At 58.9% G+C, this 16,968-nt stretch carries 19 protein-coding genes; 5 read left to right on the forward strand and 14 right to left on the reverse strand.

What is annotated here, in order from left to right:
* Positions 1-61: 61 nt before the first annotated feature.
* Positions 62-604, forward strand: a complete 543-nt coding sequence (locus tag AEQ67_RS00555) for a GspH/FimT family pseudopilin (RefSeq protein WP_059402000.1) — start codon at positions 62-64, stop codon at positions 602-604.
* Here AEQ67_RS00555 and ispH read toward each other — a convergent pair.
* The 6 genes from ispH to murJ form a co-directional block, all read right to left on the reverse strand.
* Entirely contained in the window at positions 581-1,528 is a 948-nt protein-coding gene (gene ispH / locus AEQ67_RS00560) for a 4-hydroxy-3-methylbut-2-enyl diphosphate reductase (RefSeq protein WP_059402001.1), read from the reverse strand. The genes AEQ67_RS00555 and ispH overlap by 24 nt on opposite strands.
* Positions 1,529-1,704: 176 nt before the next feature.
* Positions 1,705-2,142, reverse strand: coding sequence for an FKBP-type peptidyl-prolyl cis-trans isomerase (fkpB, locus tag AEQ67_RS00565; RefSeq protein ID WP_177333623.1), 438 nt, complete (start codon positions 2,140-2,142; stop codon positions 1,705-1,707).
* Positions 2,143-2,149: 7 nt separating this feature from the next.
* Positions 2,150-2,662, reverse strand: a complete 513-nt coding sequence (lspA, locus tag AEQ67_RS00570) for a signal peptidase II (RefSeq protein WP_059402003.1) — start codon at positions 2,660-2,662, stop codon at positions 2,150-2,152.
* Positions 2,655-5,486, reverse strand: coding sequence for an isoleucine--tRNA ligase (gene ileS / locus AEQ67_RS00575; RefSeq protein WP_059402004.1), 2,832 nt, complete (start codon positions 5,484-5,486; stop codon positions 2,655-2,657). Before ileS ends, lspA begins: the two co-directional genes overlap by 8 nt.
* A complete protein-coding gene (ribF, locus tag AEQ67_RS00580; protein WP_059402005.1) occupies positions 5,487-6,437 on the reverse strand; it encodes a bifunctional riboflavin kinase/FAD synthetase in 951 nt (316 codons plus the stop codon).
* 129 nt (positions 6,438-6,566) lie between these two features.
* Entirely contained in the window at positions 6,567-8,105 is a 1,539-nt protein-coding gene (murJ, locus tag AEQ67_RS00585; protein WP_059402006.1) for a murein biosynthesis integral membrane protein MurJ, read from the reverse strand.
* A 252-nt stretch (positions 8,106-8,357) separates the two neighbouring features.
* On the opposite strand from murJ, the gene rpsT reads away from it, so the two are divergent.
* Positions 8,358-8,636, forward strand: coding sequence for a 30S ribosomal protein S20 (rpsT, locus tag AEQ67_RS00590; RefSeq protein WP_008154937.1), 279 nt, complete (start codon positions 8,358-8,360; stop codon positions 8,634-8,636).
* 183 nt (positions 8,637-8,819) lie between these two features.
* On the opposite strand, the gene AEQ67_RS00595 is transcribed toward rpsT, so the two are convergent.
* From AEQ67_RS00595 to rplU, 5 genes are all read right to left on the reverse strand, one after another.
* Positions 8,820-9,284, reverse strand: coding sequence for a CreA family protein (locus AEQ67_RS00595; protein ID WP_015096894.1), 465 nt, complete (start codon positions 9,282-9,284; stop codon positions 8,820-8,822).
* A 12-nt stretch (positions 9,285-9,296) separates the two neighbouring features.
* Positions 9,297-10,415 carry a glutamate 5-kinase gene (gene proB, locus AEQ67_RS00600; RefSeq protein WP_059402007.1) on the reverse strand — a complete coding sequence of 373 codons (1,119 nt, stop codon included), beginning with the start codon at positions 10,413-10,415 and terminating at the stop codon, positions 9,297-9,299.
* A gap of 262 nt (positions 10,416-10,677) precedes the next feature.
* Complete coding sequence (cgtA, locus tag AEQ67_RS00605; protein ID WP_059402008.1) at positions 10,678-11,901, reverse strand: Obg family GTPase CgtA; 1,224 nt, start codon at positions 11,899-11,901, stop codon at positions 10,678-10,680.
* A 195-nt stretch (positions 11,902-12,096) separates the two neighbouring features.
* Complete coding sequence (gene rpmA / locus AEQ67_RS00610) at positions 12,097-12,372, reverse strand: 50S ribosomal protein L27 (RefSeq protein ID WP_059402009.1); 276 nt, start codon at positions 12,370-12,372, stop codon at positions 12,097-12,099.
* A gap of 34 nt (positions 12,373-12,406) precedes the next feature.
* Entirely contained in the window at positions 12,407-12,721 is a 315-nt protein-coding gene (gene rplU, locus AEQ67_RS00615; protein WP_003176051.1) for a 50S ribosomal protein L21, read from the reverse strand.
* Between the two features lie 240 nt (positions 12,722-12,961).
* Here rplU and AEQ67_RS00620 point away from each other — a divergent pair, with 240 nt between their 5' ends.
* From AEQ67_RS00620 to AEQ67_RS00630, 3 genes are all read left to right on the forward strand, one after another.
* Positions 12,962-13,930 (forward strand): polyprenyl synthetase family protein, encoded by a 969-nt coding sequence (locus AEQ67_RS00620; protein WP_059402010.1) that lies wholly within the window; start codon positions 12,962-12,964, stop codon positions 13,928-13,930.
* Between the two features lie 178 nt (positions 13,931-14,108).
* Positions 14,109-14,450: a zinc ribbon domain-containing protein YjdM gene (locus AEQ67_RS00625; RefSeq protein ID WP_010467527.1), complete on the forward strand. Its 342-nt coding sequence runs from the start codon at positions 14,109-14,111 to the stop codon at positions 14,448-14,450.
* Positions 14,451-14,656: 206 nt separating this feature from the next.
* On the forward strand, positions 14,657-14,914 hold the full coding sequence (locus tag AEQ67_RS00630; protein WP_059402011.1) for a PA4570 family protein: 258 nt from the start codon (positions 14,657-14,659) through the stop codon (positions 14,912-14,914).
* A gap of 119 nt (positions 14,915-15,033) precedes the next feature.
* Here AEQ67_RS00630 and AEQ67_RS00635 read toward each other — a convergent pair whose 3' ends face one another.
* The 3 genes from AEQ67_RS00635 to AEQ67_RS00645 all read right to left on the reverse strand — a co-directional run bounded on the left by AEQ67_RS00635 (position 15,034) and on the right by AEQ67_RS00645 (position 16,817).
* The gene (locus AEQ67_RS00635; protein WP_046048787.1) at positions 15,034-15,651 is read right to left on the reverse strand and encodes an FKBP-type peptidyl-prolyl cis-trans isomerase; all 618 of its coding nucleotides are present in this window, start codon (positions 15,649-15,651) and stop codon (positions 15,034-15,036) included.
* Between the two features lie 121 nt (positions 15,652-15,772).
* Positions 15,773-16,084: a DUF6482 family protein gene (locus tag AEQ67_RS00640; RefSeq protein WP_059402012.1), complete on the reverse strand. Its 312-nt coding sequence runs from the start codon at positions 16,082-16,084 to the stop codon at positions 15,773-15,775.
* A gap of 244 nt (positions 16,085-16,328) precedes the next feature.
* Positions 16,329-16,817, reverse strand: coding sequence for a TIGR00645 family protein (locus tag AEQ67_RS00645; protein ID WP_033054284.1), 489 nt, complete (start codon positions 16,815-16,817; stop codon positions 16,329-16,331).
* Positions 16,818-16,968 lie beyond the last annotated feature (151 nt).

Raw genomic sequence — 16,968 nt, forward strand, 5'->3', positions numbered from 1 at the left:
TGTTTTGCCGTTACTCGCGCACGGATCGCGCGGGCCACTGCATTCCAGGGAAGGAAATGTCATGCATCAGCAAGGTTTCAGCGTGATCGAACTGCTCATGGGACTGACAATTGCCGGGATTGTTCTGCTACTGGTCAGTCCGGCGTTCGCAACGCTCACGGAATCGAACCATCGCGAGGAAGCAGCGGCGTCTCTTGTCAGTGGTCTGCGCAGTGCCAGGAGCGAAGCGATCACGCGTAATCAGACCGTTGTCGTTCACGGGATAAACGACGACTGGGGCCAGGGCTGGCGAATCATTCTGGATATCAGCGGCAAGGGGCATGAGGACAGCAGCAATCCGCTACTGATCGAACGCCAGAGCAGTGCTCGGGTGCCGACTGTCGGTAATCAACATGTCAGGACTTCCGTACGATTCAGCCATCTCGGCGAACCGCTGCACGGTGGCTTTCAATCGGGGACATTGCACATTTGCGCATCCCGTGAAGCGGTGAGTCAGCTCCAGGTGGTGCTGGCCTCAAGCGGCCGCGTCAGCCTGCGCAGCAAGAAAACTGCACAGGCGTTATGCGAGGGAGGAAAAAACTCAGAGCAGCGAGCGGACCCGTAACTCTTTAGGCATGGAGAACGTGATGTTTTCCTCGCGACCGGCCAATTCATCGGCACCGGTAGCGCCCCACGCCTGCAACTGCTGGATCACGCCACGCACCAGGACTTCCGGTGCGGAGGCACCAGCGGTGATGCCGATGCGCTCGACACCGTCGAACCAGCTCTTTTGCAGGTCTTCGGCGCCGTCGATCAGGTAGGCCGGGGTGGCCATGCGCTCGGCGAGTTCACGCAGGCGATTGGAGTTGGAGCTGTTCGGGCTGCCGACCACCAACACCACGTCGCATTCGTCGGCCAGTTGCTTGACCGCGTCCTGACGGTTTTGCGTGGCGTAGCAGATGTCGTCCTTGCGCGGACCACCGATCGCCGGGAAGCGTGAACGCAGGGCATCGATGACGCGGCTGGTGTCGTCCATGGACAAAGTAGTCTGGGTCACGAACGCCAGTTTTTCAGGGTTGTGGACCTGCAATGCCGCAACGTCTTTCTCGTCTTCGACCAGGTAAATCGCGCCACCATTACTGCCATCGTACTGGCCCATGGTGCCTTCGACTTCCGGATGACCGGCGTGGCCGATGAGGATGCATTCACGCCCGTCGCGGCTATAGCGCGCGACTTCGATGTGCACCTTGGTCACCAGCGGGCACGTCGCGTCGAACACTTTCAAGCCACGACCGGCAGCTTCGGTACGTACGGCCTGGGAAACGCCGTGGGCACTGAAGATCACGATGACGTCGTCCGGCACCTGATCCAGTTCCTCGACGAAGATCGCCCCGCGAGCGCGCAGGTCTTCGACGACGAATTTGTTGTGGACCACTTCGTGGCGCACGTAGATCGGCGGCCCGAAGACTTCCAGGGCGCGGTTGACGATTTCGATCGCCCGGTCCACGCCGGCGCAGAAGCCACGGGGGTTGGCGAGTTTGATTTGCATGCTGTGCCTCGTGTCTTGCCCTGTGTAGGAGCGAGCTTGCTCGCGATGGACGTCAGGACACCGCGTTAATTCAGGAAGAACGCGTTACCGTTAACGATCATCGCGAGCAAGCTCGCTCCTACAGGGCACCGCGTAGATTCGGAAAAACGTATGTTATCGCGAGCCGGTTGGGTCAGTTACAGCGATTTGACGTTGATGATCTCGACGTCAAAGGTCAAGGTTTTGCCGGCCAACGGATGGTTGAAGTCGATGGTCACTTGCTCGTCATCGAACTCTTTCACCACACCCGGCAGCTCAGTATTCGCCGCATCGTTGAAGATCACCAGCAAGCCTGGCGACAGTTCCATGTCCTTGAATTGCGAGCGCGGGATGATCTGTACGTTCTGCGGGTTAGGCTGGCCAAAGGCGTTTTCCGGCTGAATCGTCAGCGTACGCTTGTCGCCAGCCTTGAAGCCGAACAGTGCCGCTTCGAAACCTGGCAACAGGTTGCCGTCGCCGACCTTGAAGGTCGCCGGCGCTTTGTCGAAGGTGCTGTCGACGGTGTCGCCGTTCTCCAGGCGCAGTGCAAAATGCAAGGTGACTTCCGTGTTCTGGCGGATGCGTTGCTCAGCCAATACCTGTTCAGTCATGAACGGCTTCTCCGGTTTTCTTACTTTTGAACATATCCAGTGCAAGCATCACGGCGCCGACAGTAATAGCGCTGTCAGCAAAGTTGAACGCCGGGAAATACCAGCGGTTCTGCCAATGCACCAGGATGAAATCGATCACATGGCCCAGGGCAATGCGGTCATACAGATTGCCCAGCGCGCCACCCAGCACCAGCGCCAAAGCGACGGCCAGCCAGGTTTCGTTGCGCCCCAGACGCTTGAGCCACACCACCAGCACCGCACTGACCACTACGGCGATCAGGGCAAACAACCAGCGCTGCCAGCCGGAGCTGTCGGCCAGGAAGCTGAACGCTGCGCCGGTGTTGTAGGCCAGGGTCCAGCTGAAATAATCGGGGATCACCACGATCTGCTGGTACATCGCGAGCTTGCCTTCGAAGTAGAACTTGCTGGCCTGGTCGATGACCAGGACCAGCAAACTCAACCAGAGCCAGCTCAGCCGTCCGAAACGGCCAGCCGCATTAGGCATAGTGACGAACCTCGCCCGTGCCGCTGATGTTGTCGACGCAACGACCGCAGATTTCCGGATGCTCCGGGTTCACGCCGACGTCTTCACGGCAGTGCCAGCAACGGGCGCACTTAGGGAAGGCCGACTTGACGATTTGCAGCTTCAGGCCGCTGACTTCGGTGACCACGGCATCGGCTGGCGCCTGTACAAACGGCGCAACGGTAGCGGTCGAGGTGATCAGCACGAAGCGCAGTTCGTTGCTCAGCTTGGCCAGGTCGGCGCTCAGCGATTCTTCGGCGAACAGCGTCACTTCGGCTTGCAGGTTGCCACCGACGGCCTTGGCCGCGCGCTGGATTTCCATTTCCTTGTTGACCGCAACCTTCACCGCCATGATCCGCTCCCAGTAGGCGCGGTCCAGCTCGACGCCTTCCGGCAGCTCGCTCAGGCCTTCGTACCAGGTGTTGAGCATCACCGATTCGTTACGCTCGCCCGGCAGGTATTCCCACAGTTCGTCGGCGGTGAACGCGAGGATCGGCGCGATCCAGCGCACCAGCGCTTCACTGATGTGGTACAGCGCGGTTTGCGCCGAACGGCGCGCCTTGCTGTTGGCGCCAGTGGTGTACTGACGGTCCTTGATGATGTCGAGGTAGAAACCGCCCAGCTCCTGCACGCAGAAGTTGTGGATCTTGGAGTAGACGTTCCAGAAGCGGTATTCGCCGTAGTGCTCTTGCAGCTCGCGTTGCAGCAACAGGGTACGGTCCACGGCCCAACGGTCCAGCGCGAGCATTTCTTCGGCCGGCAGGATGTCGGTGGCCGGGTTGAAACCGGTCAGGTTGGAGAGCAGGAAGCGCGCGGTGTTACGGATACGCCGGTAGGCGTCCGCACTGCGTTGCAGGATCTGTTCGGAAACCGCCATTTCACCCGAATAATCGGTGGAGGCAACCCACAGACGCATGATGTCGGCGCCCAGGGTGTCGTTGACTTTTTGCGGCGCGATCACGTTGCCCAAGGATTTGGACATCTTGCGGCCGGACTCATCGACGGTGAAGCCGTGAGTCAGCAACTCGCGGTACGGCGCGTGATTGTCGATGGCGCAACCGGTCAGCAGCGACGAGTGGAACCAGCCACGGTGTTGGTCCGAACCTTCCAGGTACAGGTCGGCGCGTGGACCGCTCTCGTGGCCCATCGGGTGCGAACCGCGCAGGACGTGCCAGTGCGTGGTGCCCGAATCGAACCAGACGTCCAGGGTGTCGCTGATCTTGTCGTACTGTGGCGCTTCGTCACCGAGCAACTCGGCAGCGTCCATCTTGAACCAGGCTTCGATGCCTTCGACTTCGACGCGCTTGGCGACTTCTTCCATCAGCTCGGCGGTACGTGGATGCAGTTCGCCGCTTTCCTTGTTCAGGAAGAACGGAATCGGCACGCCCCAGTTACGCTGGCGGGAGATGCACCAGTCCGGACGGTTGGCGATCATCGAGTGCAGGCGCGCCTGGCCCCAGGCCGGGACGAACTTGGTCTCTTCGATGGCTTTGATCGCCCGCTTGCGCAGGGTTTCGCCGGTCTCAGGCTGTTTGTCCATGCCGATGAACCACTGCGCGGTGGCGCGGTAGATCAGCGGGGTCTTGTGACGCCAGCAGTGCATGTAGCTGTGTTCAATGATGCTGGTGTGCAGCAGCGCACCGACTTCGGTCAACTTGTCGACGATGGCCGGGTTGGCTTTCCAGATGAACTGGCCGCCGAAGAACTCCAGCGACGGTACGTAAACGCCGTTGCTTTGCACCGGATTGATGATGTCATCGTTGACCATGCCGTACTTCTTGCAGGTCACGAAGTCGTCTACGCCGTAGGCCGGCGAGGAGTGAACGACGCCGGTGCCAGCGCCCAGTTCGACGTAGTCGGCCAGGTAAACCGGCGACAGGCGATCGTAGAACGGGTGACGGAAGTTGATCAGCTCCAGCTCTTTACCGGTGGTGGTCGCGATGACCGAACCTTCCAGGCTGTAACGCGCCAGGCACGACTCGACCAGCTCTTCAGCCAGCACCAGCAACTTGTCGCCGACGTCGACCAGGGCGTAGTTGAACTCCGGGTGAACGTTCAGCGCCTGGTTGGCCGGGATGGTCCACGGGGTGGTGGTCCAGATCACGATCGAAGCAGGCTTGCCCAGCGACGGCAGACCGAAAGCGGCAGCCAGTTTGGCTTCATCGGCTATCGGGAACGCCACGTCGATGGTCGAGGACTTCTTGTTCTCGTACTCGACTTCTGCTTCAGCCAGGGCCGAACCGCAGTCGAAGCACCAGTTCACAGGCTTCAAGCCTTTGAAGACGAAACCGCCTTTGACGATTTCCGCCAGGGCACGGATTTCACCGGCCTCGTTCTTGAAGTCCATGGTCTTGTACGGGTTGGCAAAGTCGCCCAACACGCCCAGACGGATGAATTCGGACTTCTGGCCTTCGATCTGCTCGGTGGCGTAGGCACGGCACAGTTCGCGGGTCTTGTCCGCGCCCAGGTTCTTGCCGTGGGTCACTTCGACTTTATGCTCGATCGGCAGACCATGGCAGTCCCAGCCCGGCACATACGGCGCGTCGAAACCCGACAGGGTCTTCGAGCGGATGATCATGTCCTTGAGAATCTTGTTCAGCGCATGACCGATGTGAATCGTGCCGTTGGCGTACGGAGGACCGTCGTGAAGTACGAACTTCGGACGATCCTTGCCAATCTCGCGCAACTTACCGTACAGGCCAATGCTGTCCCAGCGCTGCAGAATCTGCGGTTCGCGCTGAGGCAGGCCGGCCTTCATTGGGAAGGCGGTGTCCGGAAGGTTTAGCGTGGCTTTATAGTCGGTCATTTAAGGCTCTTCATTAGCGATTGGCGCTAGGTGCGACAGGGCACGGGCGGCGGCAACATCCGCATTGATCGCCGTCTTAAGCGCCTCCAGAGAGGCGAAACGCTGCTCTTCACGCAGCTTGTGGTGGAAAACCACCGTCAAACGCCGGTCATACAGATCGCCGGCAAAATCTAAAAGGTGTACTTCCAGGTGGGCTTTGCCATCACCTTGGACCGTGGGCCGCACGCCGATATTGGCGACGCCTGGCCAGGTCTTGCCGTCGATGTCGACATTGACCAGGTAAACCCCGGACAACGGCACGCGACGACGCTTGAGTTGTATGTTGGCGGTTGGCGTACCCAGTTGGCGCGCCAGCTTCTGGCCATGCAGCACCCGCCCGGCAATCCGGAACGGACGACCGAGCAAGCGTTCGGCCAAGGCAAAATCGGCAGCGGCCAGGGCATTGCGGACCTGGGTGCTGCTGACGCGAATGCCGTCCAGCTCGACGGTTTGCGCCGCTTCCACGGTAAAGCCCTGAAGGACGCCGGCCTGTTGCAGGAAATCGAAATCCCCAACCCGGTCACAACCGAACCGGAAGTCGTCACCGACCTCCAGGTGCTGCACGCCGAGGCCGTCCACCAGAATCGTATCGACGAATTCACTGGCGCTGAGCTTGCTCAAGCGCTGGTTGAACGCCAGGCACAAGACCCGGTCGACACCTTCCTCGGCCAGCAGCTGCAATTTGTCTCGCAGACGGGCCAAGCGAGCGGGTGCCGTGTCGGGTGCAAAAAACTCCCGGGGCTGCGGCTCGAAAATCACCACGCAGCTGGGCACGCCCAACTCGATTGCACGCTCACGCAGCCTCGCCAGGATAGCCTGGTGGCCACGGTGAACACCGTCAAAGTTGCCAATAGTGGCGACACAGCCCCGATGCTGGGGGCGCAGATTGTGGAGGCCTCGAACCAGCTGCATAACGCGCTTCTTGCTCATAAAGTGGTCGATTATAACCACACCCGGCGGCCGACGACAGGCAACACCGTAACCCAAAGTGATCGAGCCGACAAAACCGCCAGCCCGCCCGTATTTATCGAGGCGTGGACCTCAGCTTAGCGCCTTGCGATTGAAGTCGCGCAAACGGAAGCCCATCAACAGCAACATACCGAAATAAGCCACCACGCCAGCCGCCACCAGAGCCCCCAGACGCAGGAATCGCTCAAGCATGTGGCCCTGATCCCAGGCCGGCATAAAGTGCATTCCGGCCAGCAATACCGCGGACATGACGACTACCGCGACCACCAGCTTGGCGCCAAACTTCGCCCAGCCGGGTTGCGGCTGGTACATCTGCTGCTTGCGCAGTTGATAGAACAGCAGCCCGGCGTTGAGGCAGGCACCGGCGCTGATGGCCAAGGCCAGGCCAGCATGGGCCAACGGACCAATCAGCACCAGGTTGAACAATTGAGTGCAGACTAACGTGAAAATCGCGATCTTTACCGGCGTACGGATGTTTTGTTGCGCATAAAAGCCCGGCGCCAGCACTTTAATCACGATAATCCCGAGCAAACCGACCGAATAAGCGATCAACGCGCGCTGGGTCATGGACGCATCAAACGCACTGAACTGGCCGTACTGAAACAGCGAAACCGTCAGCGGCTCGGCCAGAATCCCCAATGCGAGTGAACACGGCAGCACCAGCATGAAACACAGGCGCAGGCCCCAATCGAGAATCCGCGAGTATTCCTCGCGATCGTTGCTGGCGTAGGTCTTGGCCAGTGTCGGCAGCAGGATTGTGCCCAATGCGACGCCCAGCACGCCGGAAGGCAATTCCATCAAACGGTCGGCGTAGTACATCCAGGACACCGAGCCGGCGACCAGAAACGAGGCAAAGATGGTGTTGATGATCAGGGAAATCTGGCTCACCGACACACCGAGAATCGCCGGCAACATCTGCTTCATCACCCGCCAGACGCCACTGTCGCGCAGATTCAGGCGCGGCAGCACCAGCATGCCGATTTTTTTCAGGTGCGGCAGCTGATAGAGCAACTGCGCCAGACCGCCCACCAGAACCGCCCAACCCAGGGCCATCACCGGCGGATCGAAGTACGGTGTCAAAAACACCGAGAAAATGATCATGCTGACGTTAAGCAAGGTCGGCACGAAGGCCGGCACCGAGAAACGGTTGTAGGTATTGAGGATTGCCCCGGCCAATGAAGACAGGGAGATCAGCAATATATAAGGGAAGGTCACCCGGAGCAGGCTGGCGGTCAGCTCGAATTTTTCAGGAGTATTGGTAAAACCCGGCGCGGTGGCCCAGATGACCCATGGCGCGGCGATCATGCCCAGCGCAGTGACCAACGCCAGCACCAGCGTCAGCAGGCCCGAGACGTAGGCAATGAACGTTCGCGTCGCCTCCTCGCCCTTCTGGCTCTTGTATTCGGCAAGAATCGGCACGAAAGCCTGGGAAAATGCTCCCTCGGCGAAGATTCGCCGCAGCAGATTGGGCAGTTTGAAGGCGATAAAGAAGGCGTCTGTCGCCATTCCTGCGCCAAATGCACGTGCGATGAGCGTGTCACGAACGAACCCCAGAACCCGGGAAAGCATCGTGATAGAGCTGACGGCGGCCAACGATTTGAGCAGATTCATTGAAAGAGTTTGTGCCTGTCGATAAACAGCAGGCGAACAACGCGCCCACTTATGCGATACTCCGCGCCGCAGCAGCACAGAGCCAAAGCTCGCGAGTTTACAGGTCAAGCGCCGGAAATAAATATCCCGCCTCTTTATACCTACCACTTAGCGGAACGTCTCAACCGCCCTTGACAAGACATCAACTCATCGGCATGATTCGCGGCCTATTTTGTTTGCTATTTCCTAAAAAGTCTTTCGAGGAGCTCGACGGTGGCCAACACACCTTCCGCCAAAAAACGTGCAAAACAGGCTGAGAAGCGTCGCAGCCACAACGCCAGCCTGCGTTCCATGGTTCGTACCTACATCAAGAATGTGGTTAAAGCCATCGACGCAAAAGACGCTGAAAAAGCTCAAGCTGCTTACGTTCTGGCCGTGCCAGTTATCGACCGTATGGCCGATAAAGGCATCATCCACAAGAACAAGGCTGCTCGTCATAAGAGCCGCCTGAACGGTCACGTCAAGGCTCTGAACCTTGCTGTTGCCGCATAAGCGATAAGCTTGTTAAAAAACCGACCTCCGGGTCGGTTTTTTATTGCCTGCGATTCAACAGGCTACGCAAAAAAATGTGGGAGCGGGCTTGCTCGCGAAGGCGGCATAACAGTCAACGATGATGTTGAATGTTATGGCCTCTTCGCGAGCAAGCCCGCTCCCACATTTCGATTTGCGCAGGACTTATTGGGCGTGCGCCCACGGCAGAATCGGGATTGCCGTTACCGCATTCTGCGGACTGCCTTCGATCAAGCGATCGCTGTAGACCAGATACACCAGGGTATTGCGCTTCTTGTCGAGGAATCGCACCACCTGCATGGTCTTGAACACCAGCGACGTACGCTCCTTGAACACCTCGTCACCATCCTTGAGCTCACCCTTGAAGCTGATCGGACCGACCTGACGACAGGCGATGGACGCCTCGGCGCGATCTTCCGCCAAGCCCAGACCGCCCTTCACGCCACCGGTCTTGGCGCGCGACAGGTAACAGGTCACACCCTCAACCTTCGGATCATCGAACGCTTCGACGACGATACGATCATTCGGCCCGACGAATTTGAACACCGTCGACACCTGACCAATCTCTTCGGCCGAAGCCAGCAGCGGCATCGCCAACAGCAGCCCCAACAATCCTTTTGCCACGCGCATTCAGATATTCCTTCAAACCAGAATCAGGTTATCGCGGTGAACCAGTTCCGGTTCAGCCATGTAACCCAACAGACCGACAATCGCCTCAGACGACTGACCGATAATTTTTTGTGCTTCCAGAGCGCTGTAGTTGGCCAGGCCTCGGGCGATTTCACGACCGTCCGGCGCCACGCACACCACCATTTCGCCACGACGGAAGCTGCCCTGGACCAATTTGACCCCCACCGGCAGCAAACTTTTGTTGCCCTTGGACAATGCAGTCACTGCACCGGCATCCAGCACCAGGGTGCCACGGGTTTGCAGATGCCCGGCCAGCCACTGCTTGCGCGCCGCCAGCAGACCGCGCTCCGGCGAGAGCAAGGTGCCGATGCGCTCGCCCGCCTTGAGGCGATCCAGCACACGCTCAATGCGCCCGCCAACGATGATCGTATGCGCTCCGGAACGGGCCGCCAGTCGGGCAGCGCGCAATTTGGTCTGCATGCCGCCACGCCCCAACGCCCCGCCCGTACCGCCCGCCACTGCATCCAGCGCCGGATCATCGGCACGCGCTTCATAAATCAGGTTGGCATTCGGGTTATTGCGCGGGTCGGCGTCGAACATGCCGTCGCGATCGGTGAGGATCACCAGCAAGTCAGCCTCGACCAGGTTGGCCACCAGCGCGGCCAGCGTATCGTTGTCGCCGAAACGGATTTCATCGGTGACCACGGTGTCGTTTTCGTTGATCACCGGGATCACTTTCAGCTCAACCAGCGCGCGCAAGGTGCTGCGCGCATTCAGGTAGCGCTTGCGGTCCGACAAGTCGTCGTGAGTCAGGAGAATCTGCGCGGTGTGCCGACCATGCTCGGCGAAGCTCGATTCCCAGGCTTGCACCAGGCCCATTTGGCCGATGGCAGCAGCAGCCTGGAGTTCGTGCATTGCACTGGGTCGCACAGTCCAGCCCAGACGGCTCATGCCGGCCGCTACCGCCCCGGAGGACACCAGCACCAACTCGACGCCCGCCTCATGCAAGGCCACCATCTGTTCGACCCAGACACCCATTGCCGCGCGATCCAGGCCCTTGCCGTCCGCCGTCAGCAGAGCGCTGCCGATCTTCACGACCCAACGCTGCGCACCTGTCACCTTGCTCCGCATCATCTTCAACCTTAGCTTGAGGGCAGCGCGACCCAGCGCCGCCCGTAACGTTATTCGTGACTACCGATTTCCAGATACTAAAACGCCGCTCAATTGAGCGGCGCCTAGTGAGCCGGCGTGCCAGCGATGATAACACCGCCTGTAGGAGCGAGCTTGCTCGCGAAGGACGCCAACGATGCCGCGTGCATCCTGGACGAACGCGGCACTCTTGAGACCTTCGCGAGCAAGCTCGCTCCTACAGATCAGTCACGCACGCAACGAATCAGTCACGCACGTAAATGATTTCCGGACCGTCTTCGTCATCCACATCTTCTTCGTCCCAATCATCGTCGCCGATGTCATGGACCGACTTCACGCCGCTACGGCGCAGGGCACGCTGGTCATCCAGCGCCTGCAACTGAGCACGGGCTTCGTCTTCGATGCGCTGATCGAGCTCGGCCAGTTCTTCCTTGTAAGCCGGGTCGTTCGCCAGACGGTCAGCACGATCTTCCATGTAACGCATGATGTCGTGACACAGACGCTCGGTGCCGAGCTTGGAGATGGCCGAGATCACGTAGACCGGACCCGTCCACTCCAGACGATCAACGATTTCCTTGACGCGAGCATCGTGCTCTTCTTCAAGGATCTGGTCGCACTTGTTCAGCACCAGCCAACGATCACGCTCAGCCAGGGACGGGCTGAACTTGGTCAGTTCGCTGACGATCACTTCAGCCGCATCCGGAGCGCTGGCGTCATCCAGCGGCGCCATGTCCACGAGGTGCAGCAGCAGACGGGTACGCGACAAGTGCTTGAGGAAGCGAATCCCCAGGCCCGCACCATCGGAAGCACCTTCGATCAGGCCCGGAATGTCCGCGACCACGAAGCTTTTCCAGCGATCGACGCTGACCACACCCAGGTTCGGCACCAGCGTGGTGAACGGGTAGTCGGCGACTTTCGGCTTGGCGGCCGAAACGGAGCGGATAAAGGTACTTTTACCGGCGTTCGGCAAGCCCAGCAGGCCGACGTCAGCCAACACCTTCATTTCCAGCTTGAGGTCACGCGCCTCACCCGGCTTACCCGGAGTGGTCTGACGCGGAGCGCGGTTGGTACTGGATTTGAAACGAGTGTTGCCCAGACCGTGCCAGCCACCATGAGCCACCAACAGCTTTTGACCGGCCTTGGTCAGGTCGCCAATGACTTCCTGAGTGGCGGAGTCGATAACGGTGGTGCCGACCGGAACGCGCAGCACCAGCTCTTCACCTTTTTTGCCGGTGCAGTCGGTGCTGCCGCCGTTGGAGCCACGCTCGGCATCGAAGTGCCGGGTGTAACGGTAGTCCACCAGGGTGTTGAGGTTTTCGTCGGCGATCATGTAGACCGAGCCGCCATCACCACCGTCACCGCCGTTCGGGCCGCCGTTTTCAATAAACTTTTCGCGACGGAAGCTCATGCAACCGTTGCCGCCGTCACCGGCCTTTACTCGAATCGATACTTCATCAACAAACTTCATAACAAAACGCCTCTCGTCATACGGACGAGCCGAAAAAATCTAGACATAAGACTCTTGCAAAAATGAGCGCAGCGACCTCAAGCAACGACCGCAAAATCCAGCTGCTTTCGCCCATTACAAACAGCTTTGCAAGAGACTCACCCCACAAACGAAAAAGCCCCGTCGCGAGACAGGGCTTTTCCAGCAACTACGTAATTATGCCGCGACGACTTCAGTCTTCGGGACAATGCTCACGTAACGGCGGTTGAAAGCGCCTTTTACTTCGAACTTGATCACGCCGTCGATTTTAGCGAACAGAGTGTGATCTTTACCCATGCCAACACCGTAACCGGCGTGGAATTGGGTGCCGCGCTGACGCACGATGATGTTGCCCGGAATGATAGCCTGGCCGCCATACATCTTCACGCCAAGGCGTTTAGCTTCTGAGTCGCGACCGTTACGGGTACTACCACCAGCTTTTTTGTGTGCCATGAGTCAATTCTCCTAGTGAGGAATTAGGCTGAAATTAAGCCTGAATACCGGTGATTTTGATCTCGGTGTACCACTGGCGGTGGCCCATACGCTTCATGTGGTGCTTACGACGACGGAACTTGATGATGCGGACTTTATCGTGACGACCTTGGGAGATCACTTCAGCCACAACGGTAGCGCCAGCAACAACTGGAGCGCCGATGTTCACGTCATCGCCATTGGCGACCAACAGAACGCGATCAAAAGTAACGGATTCGCCGGTAGCGATTTCCAGTTTTTCGATCTTCAGGTATTCACCCGGGGCGACCTTGTATTGCTTGCCACCAGTAACAATTACTGCGTACGACATGGTATTTCTCCGATAATCCTGCTCACCCAGCTCTTTATAAGAAGAGGTATTGGCTGGCATGGCTGCATAAGGCTGGAAGGCCTTTTTGCAATTGCGTAAGGCAGGTGCTGCCCAGGAAGTTCAGGGTGCGCGATTGTACGCAAGCTGCTTGAGCGATGCAAGAGGCCGTCCATCGCGCCTTGACACCCGCCGACGTGGGTCCTAGCATGCCGCGCAACCCTTCTGGAGCAACTGTCGCTGATGCAACCCCAAGCTTTCTACCGCGCGGTGGCGGACGATTTTAGCGCCGTCGACGGCATCATCAAGAAGCAGCTGACTTCCCGAGTGCCGCTGGTATCGAAAATCGGCGATTACATTACCTCGGCCGGCGGTAAACGCCTGCGTCCCTTATTAGTGTTGCTGTGTGGCAAGGCACTTGGCCGCGAAGGCGATGACCTGCGCCTGCTGGCCGCGACCATCGAGTTCCTGCACACCGCCACCCTGCTGCATGACGACGTGGTCGACATGTCCGGCATGCGCCGTGGCCGCTCGACCGCCAACGCCATGTGGGGCAACGCCCCGAGCGTACTGGTAGGCGACTTCCTGTATTCGCGTTCTTTCGAAATGATGGTCGAACTGGGCTCCATGCCGGTGATGAAGATCCTTTCGCAAGCCACGCGCATTATCGCCGAAGGCGAAGTGTTGCAGCTGTCGAAGGTCCGCGACGCCAGCACCACCGAAGAAACCTACATGGAAGTCATCCGCGGCAAGACCGCGATGCTTTTCGAAGCCTCGACCCACAGTGCCGCTGCTTTGGCCGGCGCCTCGCCGGAGCAGAGCGAAGCGCTGCGTACGTTCGGCGACCACCTGGGCGTGGCGTTCCAACTGGTCGACGACCTGCTGGATTACCGTGGCGATGCCGAAACCCTGGGCAAGAACGTCGGTGACGATCTGGCCGAAGGCAAGCCGACCCTGCCGCTGATCTACACCATGCGTGAAGGTACGCCGGAGCAGGCTGCACTGGTGCGCAAGGCGATCCAGAAAGGCGGCATCGAAGACCTGGAAAGCATCCGCGAAGCCGTGGAAGCCTCGGGCTCGCTGGATTACACCGCGAAACTGGCCCGCGACTACGTGGCCCGTGCGATCAAATGCCTCGACGCGCTGCCAGCCAGCGAGTACCGCGATGCACTGGTCGAGCTGAGCGAGTTTGCGGTCGCCCGCACGCACTGAAACGCCCCTGTAGGAGCGAGGCTTGCCCGCGAAGGCGATGTGTCAGTCAACTTGATGTCGACTGGTAGATCGCCTTCGCGGGCAAGCCTCGCTCCTACAAATCATGCGTCGCCCCTCGCCTACTAAAAACCCTATATAATGTGCGCTTTTTAGCGATCCTGAAATTCAAGGAGCTTTAGTGAGCACGTTGCCACCCTGCCCAAAATGCAATTCCGAATACACCTATGAAGACGGCGCCCAGCTGATCTGCCCTGAGTGCGCCCACGAGTGGTCCGCCAGCGGCGAAGCCGAAGCTGCGTCGGATGACACCGTGAAGAAGGATTCGGTGGGCAACGTCCTGCAGGACGGCGACACCATCACCGTGATCAAGGACTTGAAGGTCAAGGGCACGTCGCTGGTGGTCAAGGTCGGCACCAAGGTCAAGAATATTCGCCTGTGCGATGGCGATCACGACATCGACTGCAAGATCGACGGCATCGGCCCGATGAAGCTCAAATCCGAGTTCGTCAGAAAAGTCTGAGCCTGCTGTATTCCATCCCGCGCCTCGCGTGGGATGGTGCTTCACCCTTCCCCGCTTCGCCCAGCAAACCCTCGCAGTAGCCAAACGCCAGCCGTTTTGACCTTACGCAATTTTTACCCTGAAAAAAACACAAACAGCCAATAGGCCCTTGCTATTTGATGAATAAGAATTATTCTCATTGAAACCCATCAATGGAGATGAGACCCATGACTTATTTGATCGATGCGTGGCTGGACCGCCCACACCCTTACCTCAGGATCCTGCATCGGGAAACCGGGGAAGTCTGTGCGGTGCTTGAAGAAGAAGCCTTGAACGAGTTACAGGACCAGGGTGATCTGGACGTCAACGGCCTGAGTTCCAGCGAGCCGGTGGTGCTCAAGGAACTGGTGCGCAATCTGTTTCTATTCTGCTACGCCCGGGCGTTGCGCCCGACGAATGAACTGCAGCACAAGATCGAAATATGAAAAACACCACAAACCCCTGTAGGAGCGAGGCTTGCCCGCGAAGAGGCCACCACATTCAACATCATCGTTGAATGACACACCGCCTTCGCGAGCAAGCTTCGCTCCTACAGGATCAGGGATTACAGAACGTCGAGCAGTTCGACGTCGAATACCAGTACGCTGTGCGGCGGAATACTGCCAACGCCTTGCGCGCCGTAAGCCAGTTCGCTCGGCACGTACAGACGCCATTTGCTGCCGGCGTTCATCAGTTGAAGGGCTTCGGTCCAGCCAGCGATCACGCCGCCAACCGGGAATTCTGCAGGCTGACCACGATCGTAGGAGCTGTCGAAGACAGTGCCGTCGATCAGCGTGCCGTGGTAGTGAGTGCGCACTTGATCTTCACGGGTTGGCTTGGCGCCTTCACCTTGAGTCAGCACTTCGAACTGCAGGCCGGAAGCCAGGGTGGTGATGCCATCACGCTTGGCGTTTTCAGCCAGGAAAGCCAGGCCTTCGCCAGCAGCGGCTTCAGCTTTCGCTGCAGCTTCGGCCTGCATGATTTCGCGAATGACTTTGAAGCTCGCGGACATTTCTTCCTGGCCTACACGGCTTTCCTTGCCGGCGAAGGCATCGGTCAGGCCAGCCAGGATCGCGTCCAGGCTAACGCCCGGTGGCGGGTTGTCGCGCAGCTGGTCGCCCAACTGACGGCCAATGCCGTAGCTGACGCGGGTTTCGTCGGTGGACAGATTTACTTCGGACATGACACTGCTCCGCTGTGCGGACGGCCCAGGAACTTGCCGTGCGTGCACAGCGCGTCCCGGAGCGCCCGGAACCAAAAGGGCCAGCAGACTAGCACAGATGCCATCGCGTTGATCAGGGGCGTCAGCGCTGCCACACAGAACGGAAGGCAATCGGCACCTTCAGGCTTTCCTCGGTATTACCGCCGAGGCCACACATTTCGTCATGAACGGAGGTGTGCACAAGGTTGAACGGTACGCTAGGACAGGCGTGAAGCACTTCACGTGCATGCTCGACAGAGCGCACATGGAACATCTCGCCGTGGTTATCACTCAACGGATATGCCGCGCCATGCATGCGCGCTTCCAGCAGGTAGATCCCGCCTTCCATCGAGATCAGATTCAGCTCATCGACTTTTCCGGCGATGGCGTAGGCATTCAACTCTTGCAGGTTCATGAACGCACCTCACACAGTGGCGAACCAAGACCCTTACAGGCATATGCCTTGATGCCTCAAAGTACAAGCCAAAAACGCCACCGCCCGTCTGGTTAACACCTTCTGTGTAGGAGCGAGGCTTGCCCGCGAAGAGGCCGTGTCAGACGACATAAGTGTTGTCTGTGACGCCGCCTTCGCGGGCAAGCCTCGCTCCTACAGGGGATCGACGGTCCGGGGGGATCAGGTGTTCGGGGGATCGTGCGGATCAGTGCTTGGTCAGCTTATCCAGGTAACCCATGGCAAATGCCGAGATCACGAAGGTCATGTGGATGATCACGTACCACTTCAAATGCTCGGGATCGACGTTCTTGGCGTCCATGAAAATCCGCAGCAAGTGGATCGACGAGATCGCCACGATGGAGGCGGCCACTTTCATCTTCAACGAAGACGAATCCATGGTGCCCAGCCAGTTGAGCTTTTCCTTGTCGTCGTCGATGTCCAGTTGGGACACGAAGTTCTCGTACCCGGAAATCATCACCATCACCAGCAAACCGCCCACCAGCGCCATATCGATCAACGACAGCAGCACCAGGATCAGGTCCGATTCGGCCATCGAGAACACGTTGGGGATGACGTGGAAGACTTCCTGGAAGAATTTCAGCGCCAGGGCCAGCAGCCCAAGGGACAGGCCGAAGTAGATCGGCGCCAGCAGCCAACGGGAGGCGTACATTGCATTTTCGATAAAGCGTTCCATTGAATCTCACACAGGGCTGGAAATGGCCGCGAGTATACCAGCCACCGGTTACAGCCAGAAACCGTCGAGAAATCCGCCACCTGCGCGTGTGTGACAAGGTTTTTCTGCTAGTGTCCAAACCATTGACAGCTCAGCGACATCGGACAGGAAG

This window comes from Pseudomonas sp. RIT-PI-q, from assembly GCF_001297125.1.
In the GTDB taxonomy this organism is placed as follows: domain Bacteria; phylum Pseudomonadota; class Gammaproteobacteria; order Pseudomonadales; family Pseudomonadaceae; genus Aquipseudomonas.

Coding starts and splice junctions, on each gene's coding strand:
- AEQ67_RS00555 (WP_059402000.1), top strand. CDS start 62: ATGCATCAGCAAGGTTTCAGCGTGATCGAACTGCTCATGGGACTGACA.
- ispH (WP_059402001.1), bottom strand. CDS start 1,528: ATGCAAATCAAACTCGCCAACCCCCGTGGCTTCTGCGCCGGCGTGGAC.
- lspA (WP_059402003.1), bottom strand. CDS start 2,662: ATGCCTAATGCGGCTGGCCGTTTCGGACGGCTGAGCTGGCTCTGGTTG.
- ileS (WP_059402004.1), bottom strand. CDS start 5,486: ATGACCGACTATAAAGCCACGCTAAACCTTCCGGACACCGCCTTCCCA.
- ribF (WP_059402005.1), bottom strand. CDS start 6,437: ATGCAGCTGGTTCGAGGCCTCCACAATCTGCGCCCCCAGCATCGGGGC.
- murJ (WP_059402006.1), bottom strand. CDS start 8,105: ATGAATCTGCTCAAATCGTTGGCCGCCGTCAGCTCTATCACGATGCTT.
- AEQ67_RS00595 (WP_015096894.1), bottom strand. CDS start 9,284: ATGCGCGTGGCAAAAGGATTGTTGGGGCTGCTGTTGGCGATGCCGCTG.
- proB (WP_059402007.1), bottom strand. CDS start 10,415: ATGCGGAGCAAGGTGACAGGTGCGCAGCGTTGGGTCGTGAAGATCGGC.
- cgtA (WP_059402008.1), bottom strand. CDS start 11,901: ATGAAGTTTGTTGATGAAGTATCGATTCGAGTAAAGGCCGGTGACGGC.
- rpmA (WP_059402009.1), bottom strand. CDS start 12,372: ATGGCACACAAAAAAGCTGGTGGTAGTACCCGTAACGGTCGCGACTCA.
- rplU (WP_003176051.1), bottom strand. CDS start 12,721: ATGTCGTACGCAGTAATTGTTACTGGTGGCAAGCAATACAAGGTCGCC.
- AEQ67_RS00620 (WP_059402010.1), top strand. CDS start 12,962: ATGCAACCCCAAGCTTTCTACCGCGCGGTGGCGGACGATTTTAGCGCC.
- AEQ67_RS00630 (WP_059402011.1), top strand. CDS start 14,657: ATGACTTATTTGATCGATGCGTGGCTGGACCGCCCACACCCTTACCTC.
- AEQ67_RS00635 (WP_046048787.1), bottom strand. CDS start 15,651: ATGTCCGAAGTAAATCTGTCCACCGACGAAACCCGCGTCAGCTACGGC.
- AEQ67_RS00640 (WP_059402012.1), bottom strand. CDS start 16,084: ATGAACCTGCAAGAGTTGAATGCCTACGCCATCGCCGGAAAAGTCGAT.
- AEQ67_RS00645 (WP_033054284.1), bottom strand. CDS start 16,817: ATGGAACGCTTTATCGAAAATGCAATGTACGCCTCCCGTTGGCTGCTG.